Source organism: Variovorax sp. YR750 (assembly GCF_900109805.1).
In the GTDB taxonomy this organism is placed as follows: domain Bacteria; phylum Pseudomonadota; class Gammaproteobacteria; order Burkholderiales; family Burkholderiaceae_C; genus Variovorax; species Variovorax gossypii.
Window position 1 is genome coordinate 135,953 of sequence record NZ_FOBJ01000002.1, and the last position, 18,015, is coordinate 153,967.

General features: G+C 68.4%; 20 protein-coding genes. 9 read left to right on the forward strand and 11 right to left on the reverse strand.

Translation table 11 applies throughout. From position 1 onward, the window contains the following. Positions 1-135: 135 nt before the first annotated feature. The 4 genes from BMY35_RS04135 to minE all read left to right on the forward strand — a co-directional run bounded on the left by BMY35_RS04135 (position 136) and on the right by minE (position 3,575). Complete coding sequence (locus BMY35_RS04135; protein ID WP_093195744.1) at positions 136-1,419, forward strand: solute carrier family 23 protein; 1,284 nt, start codon at positions 136-138, stop codon at positions 1,417-1,419. A gap of 227 nt (positions 1,420-1,646) precedes the next feature. Then, on the forward strand, positions 1,647-2,405 hold the full coding sequence (minC, locus tag BMY35_RS04140; protein ID WP_093195745.1) for a septum site-determining protein MinC: 759 nt from the start codon (positions 1,647-1,649) through the stop codon (positions 2,403-2,405). A gap of 72 nt (positions 2,406-2,477) precedes the next feature. Continuing rightward, entirely contained in the window at positions 2,478-3,293 is an 816-nt protein-coding gene (gene minD, locus BMY35_RS04145; protein WP_093195746.1) for a septum site-determining protein MinD, read from the forward strand. Between the two features lie 3 nt (positions 3,294-3,296). Next, entirely contained in the window at positions 3,297-3,575 is a 279-nt protein-coding gene (gene minE, locus BMY35_RS04150; protein WP_093195747.1) for a cell division topological specificity factor MinE, read from the forward strand. Here the strand turns inward: minE and BMY35_RS04155 are convergent. Together BMY35_RS04155 and BMY35_RS04160 are read right to left on the reverse strand one after the other, a co-directional pair. Beyond that, complete coding sequence (locus BMY35_RS04155) at positions 3,532-5,199, reverse strand: rhodanese-like domain-containing protein (protein ID WP_093195748.1); 1,668 nt, start codon at positions 5,197-5,199, stop codon at positions 3,532-3,534. The two genes, minE and BMY35_RS04155, sit on opposite strands and share 44 nt — an antisense overlap. Positions 5,200-5,227: 28 nt before the next feature. Next, entirely contained in the window at positions 5,228-6,208 is a 981-nt protein-coding gene (locus tag BMY35_RS04160; RefSeq protein WP_093196166.1) for a Bug family tripartite tricarboxylate transporter substrate binding protein, read from the reverse strand. Between the two features lie 184 nt (positions 6,209-6,392). Between BMY35_RS04160 and BMY35_RS04165 the strand changes: the two genes are divergently transcribed. Continuing rightward, positions 6,393-7,328: a fatty acid desaturase gene (locus tag BMY35_RS04165; RefSeq protein WP_093195749.1), complete on the forward strand. Its 936-nt coding sequence runs from the start codon at positions 6,393-6,395 to the stop codon at positions 7,326-7,328. Positions 7,329-7,354: 26 nt separating this feature from the next. Here BMY35_RS04165 and BMY35_RS04170 read toward each other — a convergent pair whose 3' ends face one another. Beyond that, positions 7,355-8,272, reverse strand: a complete 918-nt coding sequence (locus BMY35_RS04170) for an alpha/beta hydrolase (RefSeq protein ID WP_093195750.1) — start codon at positions 8,270-8,272, stop codon at positions 7,355-7,357. A 222-nt stretch (positions 8,273-8,494) separates the two neighbouring features. After that, on the reverse strand, positions 8,495-9,097 hold the full coding sequence (locus BMY35_RS04175) for a TetR/AcrR family transcriptional regulator (protein ID WP_093195751.1): 603 nt from the start codon (positions 9,095-9,097) through the stop codon (positions 8,495-8,497). A gap of 180 nt (positions 9,098-9,277) precedes the next feature. Here BMY35_RS04175 and BMY35_RS04180 point away from each other — a divergent pair, with 180 nt between their 5' ends. Further along, entirely contained in the window at positions 9,278-10,222 is a 945-nt protein-coding gene (locus BMY35_RS04180) for a CysB family HTH-type transcriptional regulator (protein WP_093196167.1), read from the forward strand. 127 nt (positions 10,223-10,349) lie between these two features. Then, entirely contained in the window at positions 10,350-10,619 is a 270-nt protein-coding gene (locus tag BMY35_RS04185) for a hypothetical protein (RefSeq protein WP_093195752.1), read from the forward strand. Between the two features lie 80 nt (positions 10,620-10,699). On the opposite strand, the gene BMY35_RS04190 is transcribed toward BMY35_RS04185, so the two are convergent. Both BMY35_RS04190 and BMY35_RS04195 read right to left on the reverse strand, forming a co-directional pair. Beyond that, on the reverse strand, positions 10,700-11,119 hold the full coding sequence (locus BMY35_RS04190; protein WP_093195753.1) for an RcnB family protein: 420 nt from the start codon (positions 11,117-11,119) through the stop codon (positions 10,700-10,702). A gap of 127 nt (positions 11,120-11,246) precedes the next feature. Further along, positions 11,247-11,837, reverse strand: a complete 591-nt coding sequence (locus BMY35_RS04195) for a dihydrofolate reductase family protein (RefSeq protein ID WP_093195754.1) — start codon at positions 11,835-11,837, stop codon at positions 11,247-11,249. 102 nt (positions 11,838-11,939) lie between these two features. On the opposite strand from BMY35_RS04195, the gene BMY35_RS04200 reads away from it, so the two are divergent. Together BMY35_RS04200 and BMY35_RS04205 are read left to right on the forward strand one after the other, a co-directional pair. Next, positions 11,940-12,362 carry a winged helix-turn-helix transcriptional regulator gene (locus BMY35_RS04200; RefSeq protein WP_093195755.1) on the forward strand — a complete coding sequence of 141 codons (423 nt, stop codon included), beginning with the start codon at positions 11,940-11,942 and terminating at the stop codon, positions 12,360-12,362. A gap of 19 nt (positions 12,363-12,381) precedes the next feature. Then, positions 12,382-12,786 (forward strand): VOC family protein, encoded by a 405-nt coding sequence (locus BMY35_RS04205; RefSeq protein WP_143080642.1) that lies wholly within the window; start codon positions 12,382-12,384, stop codon positions 12,784-12,786. Between the two features lie 17 nt (positions 12,787-12,803). Here the strand turns inward: BMY35_RS04205 and BMY35_RS04210 are convergent, their stop codons facing one another. Genes BMY35_RS04210 through BMY35_RS04230 form a run of 5 tightly spaced genes read right to left on the reverse strand, consistent with a single transcriptional unit; the run spans position 12,804 to position 17,887 of the window. Beyond that, entirely contained in the window at positions 12,804-13,724 is a 921-nt protein-coding gene (locus BMY35_RS04210; RefSeq protein WP_093195757.1) for a VOC family protein, read from the reverse strand. A gap of 42 nt (positions 13,725-13,766) precedes the next feature. Then, positions 13,767-14,621, reverse strand: coding sequence for an ABC transporter ATP-binding protein (locus BMY35_RS04215; protein ID WP_256228179.1), 855 nt, complete (start codon positions 14,619-14,621; stop codon positions 13,767-13,769). After that, positions 14,618-15,481 (reverse strand): ABC transporter ATP-binding protein, encoded by an 864-nt coding sequence (locus tag BMY35_RS04220; protein WP_093195758.1) that lies wholly within the window; start codon positions 15,479-15,481, stop codon positions 14,618-14,620. Before BMY35_RS04220 ends, BMY35_RS04215 begins: the two co-directional genes overlap by 4 nt. Beyond that, on the reverse strand, positions 15,465-16,043 hold the full coding sequence (locus tag BMY35_RS04225; RefSeq protein WP_093195759.1) for an OsmC family protein: 579 nt from the start codon (positions 16,041-16,043) through the stop codon (positions 15,465-15,467). The genes BMY35_RS04220 and BMY35_RS04225 overlap by 17 nt, the downstream gene beginning before the upstream one ends. 14 nt (positions 16,044-16,057) lie before the next feature. Beyond that, on the reverse strand, positions 16,058-17,887 hold the full coding sequence (locus BMY35_RS04230) for an ABC transporter permease (protein ID WP_093195760.1): 1,830 nt from the start codon (positions 17,885-17,887) through the stop codon (positions 16,058-16,060). Between the last annotated feature and the right edge of the window lie 128 nt (positions 17,888-18,015).

Consider the following 18,015-nt stretch of genomic DNA (forward strand, 5'->3'; position numbering starts at 1 on the left):
CTTCCTCTTTCTCCGGCACAGGGTGCGTGCCGGTGTTCAGGCCCGGGTTCATCGCCCACAATCACGCCCCGGGAAAGCCGGAGCGTCCGGGGCCCCACCGCGCACAACACCCCAACAAGAGGAGAAAGAAAAAAAATGTTCAACTGGACTGAACGGCCCGCGTCCGCGCTGGCCAACGGCGCGGTCATCGCGCCCGACGAGCGGCTGCCCTGGCTGCAGACCGGCGCCATGGGCGTGCAGCACGTCATCGCGATGTTCGGCGCCACGGTGCTGGCGCCGATCCTGATGGGCTTCAACCCCAACATCGCGATCCTGATGAGCGGCATCGGCACGCTGATCTTCTATCTCGTCACCGGCGGCAAGGTGCCCAGCTACCTGGGCTCGAGCTTCGCCTTCATCGGCGTGGTGATCGCGGCCAGCGGCTACGCGGGCAAGGGCCCCAACGCCAACATCGCGGTGGCGCTGGGCGGCATCGTGGCCTGCGGGGTGGTGTACATCCTGATCGGGGCCATCGTGCAGGCCGTCGGCACGGGCTGGATCGAGCGCTTCATGCCGCCGGTGGTCACCGGCGCGGTGGTGGCGGTGATCGGGCTCAACCTGGCGAGCGTGCCGGTCAAGAACATGGCGGCCGGCAACTTCGACGCCTGGATGCAGGCCGTGACCTTCCTCTGCGTGGGCCTGGTGGCGGTGTTCACGCGCGGCATGCTGCAGCGCCTGCTGATCCTGGTGGGGCTGATCCTGGCCACGCTGGTCTACGCCGCGCTGACCAACGGCATGGGTATGGGCAAGCCGGTGGACCTGAGCGGCATCGCCAACGCCGCCTGGTTCGGCATGCCGACCTTCACCGCGCCGGTGTTCACGGCCAACGCGATGCTGCTGATCGCCCCCGTGGCGATCATCCTGGTGGCGGAGAACCTCGGCCACCTGAAGGCGGTGACGGCCATGACGGGCCGCAACCTCGACCCGTACATGGGCCGCGCCTTCATCGGCGACGGCATCGCCACCGTGGTGAGCGGCGCGGCGGGCGGCACGGGCGTGACCACCTACGCCGAGAACATCGGCGTGATGGCGGCCACGCGCATCTATTCCACCGCGGTGTTCGTGGTGGCCGCCGTCATCGCTCTGGTGCTGGGCTTCAGCCCCAAGTTCGGCGCTCTGATCCAGGCGATTCCGCTGCCGGTGATGGGCGGCGTGAGCATCGTGGTGTTCGGCCTGATCGCCATTGCCGGCGCCAAGATCTGGGTCGACAACAAGGTCGACTTCTCGCAGAACAAGAACCTGATCGTCGCGGCCATCACGCTGATCGTCGGCACCGGCGACTTCACGCTGAAGTTCGGCGACTTCGCGCTGGGCGGCATCGGCTGCGCGACCTTCGGAGCCATCATCCTTTACGCGCTGCTGGGTCGCTCGAAGAACTGAGCCGAAGGCGAACCTTCCAGGGATACCGTGGAACCGGCTTTGCCGGGCCACCGGTATCGCCCCTGCAAGGGGGTTGGCGAAGCGGTACGAAGTACCGCGAAGCCTGGGGGTTGGCTTGGTAACCTCATGAAAGAAGTGTTTGCCGGAGGGCCTGAGGGAGTGCCCCTTCACCGGCGTTTGGCCCGCGCCCGTTAGACTCCAACGCTTTTCGCACCGACGTTTTCCCAATGGCCGATGTCTCCGCCGCGCGCACCAAGGCGGTTTTCGAATTCAAGAGCGCCACGCTGCCGCTGATCGCAGTGATCCTCAAGACGTCCGACCTGGACGTGCTGGCCGAGGCGCTCGACGCCCAACTGGCGGATTCGCCCGACTTCTTCGAGCAGGAGCCGGTGGTGATCGACCTCTCGCTGCTGCAGGAGACCGAGGGCGGCGGCGACATCGACTTCGCCGCCCTGCGCGGCCTGCTGGCGCGCCACCAGACCCAGCCCATCGCGGTGCGCGGCGGCAACGACGCCCAGAACGCCGCCGCGCGCGCGGCCGGCCTCTCGGTGGCAGCCATGCCCGCGGCCCCCGCGCCCCGCGCCCCGGCCCCGCCGGCCGAGCCCCCCGCTTCCGAAGCCCCTCAGATCGTGCGCGAGGTGCCCGTGCCGGCCAACGGCACGCTGCTGATCGACAAGCCGCTGCGCTCGGGCCAGCAGGTCTACGCCCGGGGCGGCGACGTGGTGGTGACTGCCGTGGTGAGCTTCGGCGCCGAGGTCATCGCCGACGGCAACGTGCACGTGTACGCACCGCTGCGCGGCAAGGCCATTGCCGGCGCGCGCGGCAACACCGAGGCCCGGATCTTCTCGACCTGCATGGAAGCGCAACTGGTGGCCATCGCCGGCACCTACCGGACCAACGAGGTGCCGCTGCCCGACTCGGTGCTCGGCAAGTCCGCCCAGGTACGCCTGGACGGCAAGAAAATTGCGATCGACCCGATTCCCTGACCGGACGAACCCGATCACGGAACGCGGCGACCCTGACAACCAACAACTGAATCGAAACAAGAAGGAATGGCCATGGCCAAAATTGTGGTGGTGACTTCGGGCAAGGGCGGCGTCGGCAAGACGACGACGAGCGCCAGCTTCGCGTCGGGCCTCGCGCTCGCGGGCAAGAAGACGGCCGTGATCGACTTCGACGTGGGCCTGCGCAACCTCGACCTGATCATGGGCTGCGAGCGCCGCGTGGTGTACGACCTGATCAACGTCATCCAGGGCGAGGCCAACCTGAGCCAGGCGCTCATCAAGGACAAGCAGTGCGACAACCTGTTCGTGCTGGCCGCCTCGCAGACGCGCGACAAGGAAGCGCTCACGCAGGAAGGCGTGGAGAAGGTGCTGACCGACCTCGCCGCGATGGACTTCGAATACATCGTGTGCGACTCGCCCGCGGGCATCGAGACCGGCGCCATGATGGCGATGCACTTCGCCGACGAGGCGCTGGTGGTCACCAACCCCGAGGTCTCCTCGGTGCGCGACTCGGACCGCATCCTGGGCATGCTCAGCAGCAAGACCAAGCGCGCCAAGGAAGGCGGCGAACCGATCAAGGAGCACCTGCTCATCACCCGCTACAACCCCAACCGGGTGGCGGGCGGGCAGATGCTGTCGCTGGAGGACATCCAGGACATCCTGCGCATCAAGCTGATCGGCGTGATCCCCGAGTCGGAAAGCGTGCTGCATGCCTCCAACCAGGGCGTGCCCGCGATCCACGACAAGGACACCGACGTGGCCCAGGCCTACAGCGACGTGGTCGCGCGATTCCTGGGCGAGGAGAAGCCGATGCGCTTCGTCGACGCGGAGAAGCCGGGCTTCTTCAAGCGCATTTTCGGGAGCAAGTAGCCCATGTCCTTTCTCTCGTTCCTGCTGGGCGAAAAGAAGAAGACTGCGAGCGTCGCGAAGGAGCGGCTGCAGATCATCCTCGCCCACGAGCGCTCGAGCCTCAGCGGCAAGAAGCGGCCCGACTACCTGCCCGAACTCCAGCGCGAGCTGGTGGCGGTGATTTCGAAGTACGTGTCGATCAACGCGGATGACATCAAGGTGAACCTGGAGACCCAGGACAACCTCGAAGTGCTCGACATCAAGATCGAGCTGCCCGATCCGGTTCCGGCGCCGGGGCGCTGAGCGGAAAGAAGCGAAAGCGCACGGACGGGTCCTGCAGGACCCGTTCGGACAGTGCGCGCTCCCACGCGAGGTAGTCGGCCCAGGCCGCATCGCGGCGCGGACCGAAGACGCGCATCACCGAGCCCCAGTCGTCGTCGAAGGGGGTGAGCAGCTGGGCCGGCACGAAAGCCGCGGTCAGCGGCCTGCCGGAAGCCTTCCAGCCCTGCGTTCCGCCCTGGAGCCAGGAGAACACCGCCCCTGAATCCGGCCAGCGCCGGTGCGCGTCGCGCGCCACGCGGGCGGCCGCCGTGCCGTCGGGCGAAGCGAAGACCAGCGTGCGGCCGGCCACCGCGTGCGAGGCCAGCGGCGCGAGCGAGGCCGGCAGCATGTAGAGCGCGCCCGGCAGGTGTCCGCGCTCGTAGTCGAGGCTGGGGCCCACGTCGATCACGGTGACGGCGCCGTTCCTGCGCAGCTGCGCGAGGGCGTCGGGGTCCAGCGGCGGCGGCGCGCCGTCGACGGCGGCCGAGGAGTCCGGCGGGGCCTGTGGAGGCGTGAACTCGCCGTCGTACACGTACACCTCGGCCTGGCCCAGCTGCGTGAGCCAGAAGGCGGTGATGGCCGCGCGCAGGCGATGGGCCGGGTCGTCGACCAGCACGATGCGCGCGCCGCGCGTGCCCACGAGGTTCTCGAAGTGCATCAGCAGCTGGCCGCCCGGCACCTGGCGCAGGCCGCTGCCCGCGAAGGCGGGATCGGGTTCGGGCCGCACGTCGAAGACGTAGAGGGTGCGCTTGCCGTCCTCACGCCATTCGGCGAGTCGGGCCGCATCGGCGACGGGCAGCGCGAAGCGCGCGAGTAGCTCGTCGGCCAGGCCGCGCAGCACCTCGGGTGATTCGGGCGGCAGCTCGTCGTCGGGCGCCGCGTTCTGCACGGTGGGCGCGCCGCGCAGGCCCCAGTCCATGACGCCGTCCTCGACGAACACCGCCTCGCTCGCGCGGCCGAGCAGCCGCAGCGTGGTCGCGCCGACGATGCCGCGCGTGCGGCTGAAGCAGTTGATGGCCCACAGGTGGTCCGGCCCGTCGGTGCCCCGCTGCTCGAAGCGGCGCAGCGCCAGCTCGGTGCCCGGGTGGTTGCGTGCGCCGGGCAGCGAGAGGAATTCGAACTCCGCGCGCGGCCGCGCGTCGACCAGCGTGGTCGGACGGCCTTCGCGCAGGCGCGAGCGCAGCGCCTCCACGGGCAGGCCGGGCGTTCCGTAGTGCAGCCGTGCGCGGTCGCCGAAGGCCTTCACCAGCGTGCCGTAGCCGTCAATGGCGGGCAGGCCCTCGGTCACCCAGCGCTGCAGGCCGCCGTCGAGCGTGCGCACGTCGGTGTAGCCCAGTCGTCCGAGCACGGCCGATGCCGCCTGTGCCGCGCCGTCGGGCGCGTCGTAGTCGTCGTAGAGCACCACCGGCGTGGAACGGCGCGGCACCAGCGCGCCGACCTGCAGCTCGAGCCCGCTGAAAGGTGCGTTGCGCGCGAGGTTCAGGTGGTGCTGCACGAACCAGCGCGTCTCGCGCACGTCGAGCAGGGCGAGCTCGGTCGCGGGCTCCGCGAGCAGCAAGGCCCACAGCCCGGCTGGCGCGACGGCATTCTTCGGGGGCGTGCTCATGCGCGCATTCTCCAGGGCCTGTCGCTCATCAATTGGGCTGGATGCCGGCCTGCTTCACCACCGCGGTCCACTTGACGGTCTCCGACTGGATGAAGCGCGCGAAGTCTTCCGGCGAACTGCCCACCGTGAAGGCGCCGATGTCGTCGTAGCGCTTCCTGAATTCGGCCGTCTGCACGATGTCGCGCAGCTCGCGTGACAGGCGCTGCACCAGCGGCGCGGGCGTGCCGCTGCGCACCACCACGCCGTACCACGAGGTGACCTCGAAATCGGGCAGGCCGGCCTCGGCGGTGGTGGGCACGTCGGGCAGCCAGGGCGCGCGCGTGCGATAGGCCACGGCCAGCGGCTTGAGCGTACCGGCCTTCACGAAGGGAATGGCCGTGACCACTTCGTTGAAGATGAACTGCGTCTGCCCCGCGAGGAGGTCGTTGATCGCCGGGGCGCTGCCCTGGTAGGGAATGGCGGTGAAGTCGGCGCCGGTCTGCGTCTTCAGCAGCTCGCCCGCGAGGTGCGAATAGGCGCCCACGCTGATGCCGTAGTTGACCTTGCCGGGATTCTTCTTCGAATAATCGATCAGCTCGCGCGGGCTGGCCACCGGCAGCTTGGGGTTCACCAGCAGCACCTGCGGCGTCTGCACGAGCAGCGACACGGGCGTGAAGTCGCGCGAAAGGTCGTAGCTCAGCTGCTTGAAGAGCGCGGGCTGCACGGTGAGGTTGGAGGCCGGCGCGAGCAGCAGCGTGTAGCCGTCTGCCGGCTGGCGCGCGACGTATTCGAAGCCGATGTTGCCGGCCGCGCCGCTGCGGTTCTCGACCACCACCGCCTGCTTGAGCCGCTGCTGGAGCTGCTCGGCGACCTCGCGGGCGATCTTGTCGGCGATGCCGCCGGCCGGATACGGCACGACGAGGCGGATGGTCTTGGCCGGATAGTCGTCCAGCGTGGCGGCGTGGATCTGCACGTCGACGGACAGCGCGGCGAGCAACGCCAGTGCGAGGCGGGTGAGGAGTTTCTTCATGGGAGGCAGCGGAAAGGCCGGCACGCGGCTGCTGCGAATGCGCAGCCGGCAGGAGTGCGGCAAAGCCGTGAAGCGTAGGCCTCGCCCCGCCCATGGCGGAACTAAGTTTCGCGCCGATGCTTATGCGAAAAGCGCGCATGCAAGCGGCCGCTTGCTACCTAGCATCGCAGTCCCGTTCATCGCCATGACATCGACTGCCGCACCCCTTACCCAGAAAGCAGCTGCCCGCCGGCACTGGTGGTGGCACTACGAGCTGCCCACGCTGCTGCTGGCCGCCCTGCTCTACGCCGCATGGGGCGCGCTGGTGTGGTGGCACGCGGTGCTTCCGGGCTGGGCCCTGTTCATCGTGGGCGGCTTTCTCGCGCAGCTGCATTTCTCGCTGCAGCACGAGAGCATCCATGCGATGCGCCACCTGCCGAAGTGGCTGCGCCACGCGGTGGTGTGGCCGCCGTTGAACCTCTGGCTGCCCTACCCGTTCTACAACCGCGGCCACAGCACGCACCACGTCAACTTCCACCTCACGCACCCGGAGCGCGACACCGAGAGTGCCTACCACTCCGCGCCGGCGTGGGAGGGCTACGGCCCGGTGTGGCGATGGATCTACATGGCCAACCAGACGATCGCCTTCCGCGTGGTGCTGGGCCCCTTCCTGCGGCTGTGGAAGCTGCTGCGCTTCGAGGTTGGATGCGTGCTCGCGGGCGATTTCTCGCGCCTGCCGACCTGGCTGTGGCATGCGCTGAGCGTGGCACCGGTGCTCTACTACGTCGTCGAGGTCTGCGGCATGGGCATCGGCGAGTACCTGCTGTACTTCGTGTACCCGGGGATGATGCTGGGCTCGCTGCGCACGTTCACCGAGCACCGCTGGGCCGACACGCCGCACGAGCGCGTGGCCATCGTGGAATCGAACCTCGTGTTCGGGCTGCTGTACCTCTTCAACAACCTGCACCACGTGCACCACCGCGCGCCGACCATGCCCTGGTACGAGATCCCGGTGTACTTCCGCAGGCACCGCGCGGCGGTGCTGGAGGCGAACGGCAACTTCTACTACCGGGGCTACGGGGAGATCGTGCGCCGGCACCTGTTCAAGCCGGTGTTCACCCCGATCCACCCCAACTGGTAGCGACCCGGCAGCGAACGCGAACGGGATCAGTCCTCCGTCACGAAGCGCGCCACCTGCTCCAGCACCTCGGCCTCCTTGAGGATGCGGCGGTGCCCCAAGCCCTGCGTGGCGACGAGGCTGGCTCCGGCGATCGCGTCTCGGTAGGCCTCCGCGTCGGCGAAGCGGTTCACGCGGTCGTCGCGGTCATGCACGATCAGCGTCGGCTGCGCGATGCGCGGCCCCACCGCCGCCGGCTCGAGCTGCTGCATCAGCACGCCCTCGCGCGATTCGAAGAGCCGCTGCATCGCCAGCCGCGTGGCTTCGCTGAGGCCGAAGGTGTGGGCGAAGTAGCGCGTGTAGTCGCGCGGCGAGGCCGGCGGCGCGAGCAGCACGATGCGCTCCGCCGGCAGGCCGCGCGCGGCGGCCAGGGCGAGTCCGTTCGCCCCCAGCGAATGGGCGATGGCAGCGCGCAGCACGTGGCCGTCCGCCGCGAGCCGCGCCGCGACGTATGCGATGGCGCGCGCGAACTGCGGCGAGTTGCTCATCACGCCGGCGCTGCGGCCATGCGCAGGCAGCTCGAGCAACACGGGCCGCAGGCCGGCGGCCGCCACGGCCTGCGCGAGCGGCAGCATCTGGCCCGCGTGCCCGCCCCAGCCGTGCACCAGCAGCACCACTGGCGCCGACTCGGCACCGGAGTCCTGCGCGGCAAGGTGGTAGATGCCGACGCTCGCGTCCTCGAAGGCCCAGCTCTCGCGCCGCCAGTCGGCGCCGGGGCCCTGGCCACGGTAGAGCCACTTGGGCGGCAGCGGCGTGCCGAAGACGCGGTAGGCGGCACGCACGCCCAGGGCCGGCCAGAGGCGCTGGGAGGCGGTCAGTCCGAAGCGCAGCGCGCGCATGGCGCGACTGGGCCGGTAATAGTTCGACTGCGCGGCGTGCGCGGCGGCCGGAGAGGAAGTGCTCGTCATGGATGTGCGTTCCTTCCTGGCCTTCAGTACCAGACCCAGTCGCGGTTGCTGCGGGGCAGGCTGCGCAGGGTGTCGCGAAGGCCCCTGACGCCGAGGACGGCCGCATAGGCGGCGAGAAAGAGGGCGATGATCAGCATGGTGCTTCTCCTGTTTATCGCACGGTTGTGCGAAATTCTGGCAAATCGAAACGCGTGAATCCGGCCTGCTTCGCGAAGGAGCCGTTCAGGCGAGGTAGCTGGAAAGAAGCCGCTGCCACGTTTGCGTGGCGCGGTCGGCGGCCTGCGGGTCGCGCAGGAAGCGCGCGTCGTGCAGCTGGGTCATGGTCAGGCCGTTGATCTCGCTCACGAGCTGGGCGGGGTCGGTATCGGCCTTGAGCTCGCCGGTCTCGATGGCCTGCAGCACGGTGCGGCGCAGCGCAGCGCGCCAGCGGGTGATTTCGCCCAGCAGCATCTCGCGCAGCTCGCCTTCGCGGTCGTCGAACTCGAAGGCGCCGGCGGTGTAGAGGCAGCCGGTGTGCATCTCGACGTCGCGCATGCGGGCGATCCAGCGCGCCACGATGTCGTTGAGCCGGGGCAGGCCCTTGGGCTTCTGCATGGCGGGCACGAACACGTCGGCCAGGAAGCCCCGGCCGTACTCCTCGATGACGGCCTTCTGCAGCGCCTCGCGCGAACCCACGCGCGAGAACACGCCGCTCTTGGACAACCCCAGCCTGCTGGCCACGGCCTGCAGCGTGATTGCTTCCAGGCCTTCGGCCAGCGCGAGGTTCATCGCCGCGCCGACGATGGCGGCGCGGGTGAGTTCGCTTTTCTGGGTCTTGGCGTCCATGCGGCGAACTTTAGCACAGTCGTGCGAAATAACAAGCGGCCCACGAAAAGCAGCGCTTGGACTGCCTTAAAGATGTTTTGCTCATGTGAAACCAACAAACGCATCGTTCCCCGAATAAGCGCTTCTGCCGAGAATCGCCGGTCGGCCCCAGCCGGGGCTTCGATGACTCTTCCGCGCCAGATGAACTTCCAACAACTGCGCTCGGTACGCGAGGCCGTTCGTTGCGGCTTCAACCTGACCGAAGTCGCCCATACCCTTCACACCTCCCAGCCCGGCGTGAGCCGGCAGATCCGCGAGCTCGAGGAAGAGCTCGGCATAGAGCTCTTCGTGCGCGCCGGAAAGCGGCTCACGGGGCTCACCGAGCCCGGCGGGCACGTGCTGCCGATCATCGAGCGCATGCTGATGGAGAGCAGCAACCTCAAGCACGCGGGCCAGGAGTTCGTCGCGCAGCAAAGCGGCCTGCTCTCGGTGGCGGCCACGCACTCGCAGGCGCGCTACGCGATGCCGGTGGCGGTGCAGGAATTCCGCGCGCAGTTCCCCAACGTGAAGCTGCACCTGCACCAGGGCTCGCCCAAGCAGATCGCGCAGATGCTGCTCGACGGTGAGGCCGACGTGGGCATCGCCACCGAGGCGCTGGGCGACTATCCGCAACTGGTGGCCCTGCCCTGCTACCGCTGGACGCATTCGGTGATCGTGCCGCCCGGGCACCCGCTGCTCGACGCGCCGCTGACGCTCGAGGCGCTCACGCGCTATCCGCTGATCACCTACGACACGGGCTTCACAGGCCGCTCGCGCATCGACGAGGCTTTCGAGCAGCGCGGCCTGCAGCCCAACATCGTGCTGGCCGCGATGGATGCCGACGTGATCAAGACCTACGTGCAACTGGGCCTGGGCATCGGCATCGTGGCCGGCGTGGCCTACGAGGCCGAGCGCGACACGCAGCTGCGCGCGCTCGACGCGGGGCGACTCTTCGGCATCAACCTCACCAAGCTGGCCGTGCGGCGCGGCACCTACCTGCGCAAGTACGTCTACGCCTTCATCGAATCGTTCGCGCCCACGCTGACGCGCGCGGTCGTCGAAAAGGCTCTGGGAGACGAAGCCAAGGCCTCGCACTACGAAATCTAGGGCTTGTCCAGAGCCTGTTGCGCGGTGTGTACTGCGGACGACAGAAAGGTTAAAAAAGAAGAATGCAGCTTCACACAGGCGGCGTACATTCGGGTTAATTCCCTGGCTTCCTGGAAATGGATCAGCAATGGCATCGTCGACCTCGCAGCAGCAAGCGCAACAGCAAACAAGGGCTTCCCAGAAGGCGGCCGATGCAGCAGAGCGGCGTGAACGCCTGAGACGGGCCCTGCCCGCCACGGTCGAGCTGCTGCAAAGCCGCCAGGCCGACCGCATCGACGACGCCGACATCGACGCGTACGTGAACCTCAACTGGCTCGAATGGCACGGCGGCGGCCTCCGCCTGACCATCACGGGGCGCAACGTCTGCGCCCAGTCGGTGCCCTCGGCACTGGTCTGAAGACCGGCTCCAGCGTTCGCTTCAAACAAAAAAACCGCCACGGTTGCCCATGGCGGTTTCGTCGCTGTGCGAGCCCCTGCTTACTGGCCGGCGATGATGTTCGCGATCACGCCGGTGGCGATGGCAGCGAGCACGAAGTCGCCGCCCACGCCCACCCACTGATAGCCACGGGGCGGCTGCTGGAGCCTGTAGGCACGCCAGTCCTGCACCACGTAGTTGCGGCCGCGGTACTCCTGCGGCACGCGGCCGCCGCGGCGCCAATCGGCATGCGGCTGCGGGAAGCCACGGCGGTCGAACTGGCGGCCGTCGCGGAAATCCTGGTTGCCGCGATAGTCTCCGTGCGGACCGCGGCGGTCGAAATTGCGATCGCGCTGCTCGTAGCGACCATCGCCGGGGCGGCCGTTGTCGAAGCGGCGGTCTTGCGCGAAGGCGCTTCCCGCGGCCATGCACATCGCGAGTGCCGCGGCTCCCACGGCCATGATCTTCGAGTTGGTGTTCATCCGGAACTCCTTCATGCGTTGATGACGAGTCCATTGTGTGCACCGCATGTGTCCGTTTTCGCCGCTTCAGGTCGCGGTCAGGTGAAATCAGGTAAGCACTGGTATCCGCGCGGCGTCTTGTCCTGCATCAGCCCGGCGCGTAGCGGTTGACCACCATCCCGCTCTCGTAGGCCGTCGAGCGCAACAACCGCAGCCTGTGGCCCTTGCGCTGGTCGTGGAACACCGAGCGTCCAGCCCCCACGGCCGTGGGGTTCACGAAGAACTGGAACTCGTCGACCAGTCCCGCAGCAACCAGCGCCGACGCGAAGCCCACGCCGCCGATGCTGATGATGTCCTTGCCCGGCTCTCGCTTGAGCGCATTCACCTCCTCGGCCATGCCGCCGCGCGCGACCACGGTGCGCTCCCAGCGCGAGGACGCGAGCTTGCCGGTGAGCACGACCTTGCGCGCTTCGACGATCCTCTGGGCGAAGGCGTAGTGCGGGTTCGCGGGAAAGTTCTTCGCCGCGCGGCCCCAGTGGTCGAGGTAGCCCTCTTCCGCGATCGGCCGGCTCAGCAGGATGGTGTCGATGCCTTCGAAGACGGCGTTGAAGTCCTGCTTCAGGCGATCGTCCCAGCCCCAGCGCTCGCCCCAGCCCCACAACTGCCAGTCGAGGCTGCCATTGGCCGGCGACACGTAGCCGTCGACCGACATCTGCATTTGCAGGATGAGCTTTCTCATGCCGGTATCTCCTTCGGATACTGCTTGCCAAATGCAAGCGGTTGAAGTGTTCGGCAACCGATACGAAAATGCAAGCAGTTTTTCAAAGAGATCGGAAAGAGCATGGCCTCCAGCGAAAAGTCGGCGTGTCCGATCAATCTCGCGCTCGAAGTCTTCGGCGACCGGTGGAGCCTGCTGATCGTTCGCGACATGATGTTCGCGGGCAAGCGCCACTTCCGCGAGTTCCTGCAGTCCGAGGAAGGCATCTCCTCGAACATCCTCACCGAGCGTCTCGGCAAGCTGGTCGAGTACGGCGTTCTCTCCAGGGCAGACGACCCGACCCACAAGCAGAAGGCCATCTACAGCCTCACGCCGATGGGCATCGACCTGCTGCCGGTGGTGGCGCAGATCGGCATCTGGGGCCGCAAGTACCGGCCCGTGACCGAGGAGAGCGGCGCTTCCGCCGAAGCGCTGGAAAAGGGCGGGGCTGCTCTGCAGAAGAAGATGCGGGCCGGGCTGCGCAAGGCGCATCTCGGCGGACACTGAAAGCCATCGAGAGGAACGCATGCCTGAACACGCAACACACGCAACACCGGCAGCCGCCGTGATCTACGCCAAGGACGTATCGCGCCTGAGCGCGTTCTATGAAGGTGTCGCGGGCCTCGCGATCATGCACGCGGAAGCCGGCTACGCGAGCCTGGAGTCGGCGTCACTGCAGCTTTTCATCGTCGCGATGAACCCGGACATCGCCGCCCGGGTGCAGATCGCCCAGCCGCCCGTGCCGCGGGAGAACACGGCGCTGAAGTTCATCTTCCCGGTGGCCGACATTGCAGCCGCACGCCAGCTCGCGACCGAAGCCGGCGGCATGCTGAAGCCGGCCTCCGCCGAATGGGAGTTCAACGGCTACCGCCATTGCGACGGGCACGATCCCGAGGGCAATGTGTTCCAGCTGCGCATGCGCGCAGGCTGAACGACAGGATCGACGGCTCAGCCGCCGACGGCGCTGTTGACCTGGTAGCCGCGCGAGCCACTGCCCTGCCTGGCGTGGCGGTCCAGCGGCGGCAGGTCGAGTTCGATCAGCGCGCCGTGCGCCCTGGCGAGATCGAAGGTGCCTGTGGCTTGCGGCCTGTCGGTGTGCAGCACGAGCGCATAGGGACCCTCGCCGCGCGCCGCGAGGCGTTGCCCCAGGCTGCCGCCGCCCTCCCCTTCGTTCGACGACGCACCGCCGCGGCCGTTGCCGTTCTCTCGCGGCGACGAGAGCACCAGCACGCTTTGTCCCAGCGCGACGACAGCCAGGCGCACGTTGCTGCCGGGCAGCACGACAGGCTCGCCGATGTGGGTGTCGGCATCGTCGGACACGCTGCTGCCGAGCAAGGCCCGGTACCGCGCCAGCGTCGCGTCGAGGTCGCGCACCGCAACGGCCAGGCTCGCCACGCCCAGCACGCCGTTGGCATGCACGCGCACGTCGCCCTCGGGCACGCGCAATGCGCGCGGCGTGAGATCGCCGCACAGGAAAGGCAGGTCGGCCGATGTCGAACGCGCCGTCTGCCAGCGCAGGCGTTCGCCGTCGGGCCGCACGCGGCCGCCGTCGAGCGGGCCTTCGAGCGCGAGGCCTCGCGCCTTCGCGTCGGCCACCGTGGTGGCGGTGTCGCGCGGCAGCAGCGCGAAGTCGACGATGCCTTCGCCGTGCTTCTGCAGGAGCTGCCACCAGCGTTCGGTGGGCGAAGGCTCGCGCCACGCGATCAGCTCCAGGTAGCTGCCGTCGGCGAACACCACCAGCGCGTTGTGGGTGGCGCGCCCCGGATGGTCGCCGCCGCGCAGCACGTGGAAGCCCAGCGCGCCGTAGTCGGCGATGGTGCGTTCGAGGTCGTGCACCGCGATCACGATGTGGTCGAGTTTCAAAGGCATTCGTGTGTTCTCCCGTGGATGTTTGCTGCTGATCTCATCGGCTCAGGAGGCGGTGCGCGCCGCGCCGTCGCCGCCGAGGTAGGCGTCGCGTATGCGCGTGTCGGCCAGCAGCTCGCGCGCCGGGCCCGAGAGCACGATGCGCCCTGTCTGCAGCACGTAGCCGTGGTGCGCGATCTGCAGCGCGAGGCTCGCGTTCTGCTCGACCATGAACACCGACACGCCCTGCGCGTTGATGCGCGCGATGAGCTCCAGCACCTTGTCGACGTACAGCGGCGACAGGCCCATGGTCGGCTCGTCCATGCAGATGAGCTGCGGCCGGCCCATGAGCGCGCGCGCCATCGCCACCATCTGCTGCTCGCCGCCCGAGAGCGTGCCGGCCTGGAACTCGATGCGCTCGGCCACGCGCGGGAACAGCTCCAGCATGCGCTCGAGGTCTTCGGCCACGGCCTTGCGGTCGCTGCGCGCATAGGCGCCCATCAGCAGGTTCTCGCGCACCGTCATCGCGGGGAACAGGCGGCGCGCCTCGGGCACCGAGCCGATGCCCTTGCGCACGATCTGCGGCGTGCTCAGCCCGAGCGTCGATTCGCCGTTGAAAAGCACCTCGCCCGAGCGCGGCTTGAGCAGGCCGAGCACGATCTTCATCGTGGTCGACTTGCCGCTGGCGTTGCCGCCGAGCAGGCTGACGATCTGGCCCCTGCGCACTTCGATGTCGAGATCGAAGTGCGCCTGCACGGGGCCGTAGAAGCTGTTGATCTTGCTCAGCTGGAGCAGCGGTTGCTGTTGCGGCCGCTCATTGGAAGCAGGCGCCGCGCCGCGTTCAGGCAGCTGCCCCTCACCCCGACCCTCTCCCCAGAGGGGCGAGGGAGCTAGACCGGTGCGGGCGACGGTGGCGATCATGCGGGCACCGCCTCTTCCCGTTCGTGCGGCACATCCGCCGAACCCACGTGGCGATGGCCGAGATACGCCTCGATCACAGCCGGGTCGTTGCGCACTTCGTCCGGCAGCCCTTCGGCGATCTTGCGGCCGTCGTCGAGCACGGCCACGCGGTCCGACAGCTGCATCACCAGGTCGAGCTTGTGCTCGATCAGCAGGATGGTCTGGCCGCGCGCCTTCAGGCCGCGGATGATCTCCAGCATCTCGGCCGTCTCGCTCTCGTTCATGCCGGCGGTGGGCTCGTCCAGCAGCAGCAGGCGTGGCTTCAGCGCGAGCGCGCGTGCGATCTCCACGCGGCGGCGGTTGGCATACGAGAGGCTGTAGGCCGGGTGGTCGATGCGCGGCGCGAGGCGCTGGCCGAACAGCGCGATGATCTCGCGCACCTCCTCGCGCAGCGCCTCTTCCTCGCGGCGCACCGCCGCGGGCTGCAACAGCGCGAGCGTGAGCTCGGCCAATGCACCGAGCCCCGGCACGCCGCCCGCGCGCGGTTTCACGGCGCGCAGCCGCGTGTGTGCGCCGACCAGCACGTTGTCGAGCACCGAGAGGTTCGCGAACACGCGCCCGTGCTGGAAGGTGCGCGCCAGTCCGCGCTGCGCGAGTTGCTGTGCCGGCAGGCCGGTGATGTCGTTTCCGTCGAACAGCACCTGCCCTTCGTCGGGCCGGTCGAGTCCGGTGACGAGGTTGAAGAGCGTGGTCTTGCCCGCGCCGTTCGGCCCGATCACGCTCAGCAGCTCGCCCTCGCCCACGTGCAGGTCGACGGCATTGACGGCCGTGAGTCCGCCGAAGCGGCGCACCAGGCCGCGTATCTCAAGCAGCGATGGCATCGTCCTCTTTCCGCGATGCGTTGGCAGCTTCGGCCTTGGAATCGACGAGCTTCACCTCGGCACGGATGGTCTGCGGATTGCGCAGCAGGTTGAGGATGGGGCAGTTGCGCTCCACCGCCTCGAACAGCGCGTCGATCTCCTCGCGGCTCGCGGGCGAGTCGATGTGCACCGTGTAGCCGATCTCGTGCGGCCAGATGGGCGTCTTCTCGTGGCCCGGCTTGCCGCCGCGCGGATCGATGATGCCCGTCACCTCCACCTCGAGGCTTTCGAGCGGCACCTGCCGTTCGGCCGCCTGGATCAGGAAGATGTGCGTGACGCAGGTGCCGAGCACGCCCAGCTGCAGCTCGGGCGAACTGGGCCCGAGGTTGTAGCCGGCGAAGTCCGGCGGGCTGTCGCTGATGACCTGGTGCTCGCGGATGCGCAGGCGGCGCACGCCGCTGCGGCCTTCGGCCTTCACGCTGGCCTTGAGCTGCACGGGCTGCGCGGTGCCCGCTTCGACGGCTGCATTGCGCGCCAGTACGGCGGCGCGCTTCTCGGCGAGGTATTCGTTGAGGTGGCTCATGGTGATGTGTTCTTTCAGACAGTGCCCAGCAAACCCTGCGGGCGGAAACGAATCAGCAGGAGAAGCGCGACGCCGTAGATCAGCATCCGGTACTCGGCAGTCACGCGAAACAGCTCCGGCAGGCTCACGAGCGCGACCGCGCCCAGCAGTGCGCCGCTGATGTTCCCGAGCCCGCCGAGGATGACCATCGTGAGCGCGAGGATCGAGATCTGCGAGCCGAAGGTCTCGTGGTTGATGTACGAGTACATGTGCGCGGTGAAGGCGCCGCTCACGCCCGCCGCGAAGCCGCCGAAGCCGAAGGCCAGCGCCTTGTAGCGGTCGGGGCTCACGCCGTAGGCGCGCGCGGCCACCTCGTCCTCGCGCACCGCACGGAAGGTGCGGCCCAGGTGCGAGCGCAGCAGGCGCCACTGCAGCAGCGCGAGAAGCACCATCGCACCGAAGGAGGCCCAGTAGAGCGCCTCGTTCGACGAAGCATCGCGCCCGAACAGCGACAGCGGCGGAATGCCCGACACGCCGATGGGCCCGTGCGTGAGGCTTTCCCAGTTGAGGATGGTGAGCGCCACGATCTCGCCGATGCCCAGCGTGGCGATCGACACGTAGTGGCCGCGCAGCCTGAATGCCGGGAAGATCAGCGCCGTGCCGATCAGCGAAGTGAGGATGCCCGCGAGCACGATGCCCGTGCCCACCGGCAGGCGCAGGTCGAGCACCAGCAGCGACGACGCGTACGCGCCGATGGCCAGCAGTCCCGCATGGCCGAGCGAGATCTGCCCGATGGTGCCGGCCACCAGCGTGAGGCTCAGCGCGAGCGCGCCGTAGAGCCATGCGTTGGTAAGCGTCTGCAGCAGGTACGGAGACGGGTCGAAGAGCGGCAGCGCCAGCGCCGCGACGAACAGCGCGAGCAGCAGGCCGCGCGGCACATGCCACGGCTTGCTGGGCGCGATGAAGGTGCCCGTGAGCGGCTCCGGCGGCAATGCGCGCTTGCGCCCGAACAGCCCGTTGGGCTTCCACAGCAGGATCACGAGCAGCAGCGCGAAGGCGAAGAGGTTGCGGTACGGCGTGCCGAGGATCGCCACGCCATAGCTCTCGATCAGCCCCAGCAGCAGGCTGCCCGCGATGGCGCCCGGCACGCTGCCCACGCCGCCGACCACCGTGGCCACCACGCCCTTGAGCGTGGCCTGGAAGCTCATCGCCGGGCTGATGTTGTTGTAGTACATGCCCACCAGCAGGCCCGAGAGGCCGCCCAGCGCGGCGGCGATGGCGAACACGGTCTGGTTCACGCGGTCGACGTCCACGCCCATCTGCTGCGCCGCGTCGCGGTCTTGCGCGGTGGCGCGCACGGCCCAGCCGAGTTTCGTGAAACGCAGGAAGCCGAAGAGCACCGCCGCGCTCGCGAGGCCGATGCCCGCGATGAGGATGTCGAGCGCGCCGATGGTGCCGGTGCCGATGCGCAGGCGCCAGTCGGGCAGCTGCGTGGGCAGCGAGCGCGGATCGGGGCTGAACACCAGCTGCACGAGGATGTCGAGCACGAAGCTGATGCCGATGGTGGCCAGCAGCGGCGCGATGCGCGCCGAGCCCTGCAGCGGCCGCAGGCCCACGCGCTCGATCAGCATGCCCAGCGCGCCCGAACCCAACACCACCAGCGCAATGGTGACGGGCAGCGGCGTGTGCAGCCAGGTGATCGACGCCCATCCGATGTACGCGCCCACCGTGTACACCGAGCCGTGCGCGAAGTTGATGAGGTGCGAGACGCCGAAGATCAATGCGAGGCCGACCGCCAGCAACGCGTAGATGTTGCCGATGATCAGGCCGTTGACGGTGTAGTCGAAGAAGGAAGTGAAGCTCATGGCATGCCGGCTTTGCTCCCTCTCCCGCGTGCGGGAGAGGGTTGGGGTGAGGGTGCAGCGGCCGATGCGAGGGACTGCTGTTTTGCGAAGGCCCCTGCCCTCACCCTAGCCCTCTCCCGCAAGCTGGA

Coding starts and splice junctions, on each gene's coding strand:
- BMY35_RS04135 (WP_093195744.1), top strand. CDS start 136: ATGTTCAACTGGACTGAACGGCCCGCGTCCGCGCTGGCCAACGGCGCG.
- minC (WP_093195745.1), top strand. CDS start 1,647: ATGGCCGATGTCTCCGCCGCGCGCACCAAGGCGGTTTTCGAATTCAAG.
- minD (WP_093195746.1), top strand. CDS start 2,478: ATGGCCAAAATTGTGGTGGTGACTTCGGGCAAGGGCGGCGTCGGCAAG.
- minE (WP_093195747.1), top strand. CDS start 3,297: ATGTCCTTTCTCTCGTTCCTGCTGGGCGAAAAGAAGAAGACTGCGAGC.
- BMY35_RS04155 (WP_093195748.1), bottom strand. CDS start 5,199: ATGAGCACGCCCCCGAAGAATGCCGTCGCGCCAGCCGGGCTGTGGGCC.
- BMY35_RS04160 (WP_093196166.1), bottom strand. CDS start 6,208: ATGAAGAAACTCCTCACCCGCCTCGCACTGGCGTTGCTCGCCGCGCTG.
- BMY35_RS04165 (WP_093195749.1), top strand. CDS start 6,393: ATGACATCGACTGCCGCACCCCTTACCCAGAAAGCAGCTGCCCGCCGG.
- BMY35_RS04170 (WP_093195750.1), bottom strand. CDS start 8,272: ATGACGAGCACTTCCTCTCCGGCCGCCGCGCACGCCGCGCAGTCGAAC.
- BMY35_RS04175 (WP_093195751.1), bottom strand. CDS start 9,097: ATGGACGCCAAGACCCAGAAAAGCGAACTCACCCGCGCCGCCATCGTC.
- BMY35_RS04180 (WP_093196167.1), top strand. CDS start 9,278: ATGAACTTCCAACAACTGCGCTCGGTACGCGAGGCCGTTCGTTGCGGC.
- BMY35_RS04185 (WP_093195752.1), top strand. CDS start 10,350: ATGGCATCGTCGACCTCGCAGCAGCAAGCGCAACAGCAAACAAGGGCT.
- BMY35_RS04190 (WP_093195753.1), bottom strand. CDS start 11,119: ATGAACACCAACTCGAAGATCATGGCCGTGGGAGCCGCGGCACTCGCG.
- BMY35_RS04195 (WP_093195754.1), bottom strand. CDS start 11,837: ATGAGAAAGCTCATCCTGCAAATGCAGATGTCGGTCGACGGCTACGTG.
- BMY35_RS04200 (WP_093195755.1), top strand. CDS start 11,940: ATGGCCTCCAGCGAAAAGTCGGCGTGTCCGATCAATCTCGCGCTCGAA.
- BMY35_RS04205 (WP_143080642.1), top strand. CDS start 12,382: ATGCCTGAACACGCAACACACGCAACACCGGCAGCCGCCGTGATCTAC.
- BMY35_RS04210 (WP_093195757.1), bottom strand. CDS start 13,724: ATGCCTTTGAAACTCGACCACATCGTGATCGCGGTGCACGACCTCGAA.
- BMY35_RS04215 (WP_256228179.1), bottom strand. CDS start 14,621: ATGATCGCCACCGTCGCCCGCACCGGTCTAGCTCCCTCGCCCCTCTGG.
- BMY35_RS04220 (WP_093195758.1), bottom strand. CDS start 15,481: ATGCCATCGCTGCTTGAGATACGCGGCCTGGTGCGCCGCTTCGGCGGA.
- BMY35_RS04225 (WP_093195759.1), bottom strand. CDS start 16,043: ATGAGCCACCTCAACGAATACCTCGCCGAGAAGCGCGCCGCCGTACTG.
- BMY35_RS04230 (WP_093195760.1), bottom strand. CDS start 17,887: ATGAGCTTCACTTCCTTCTTCGACTACACCGTCAACGGCCTGATCATC.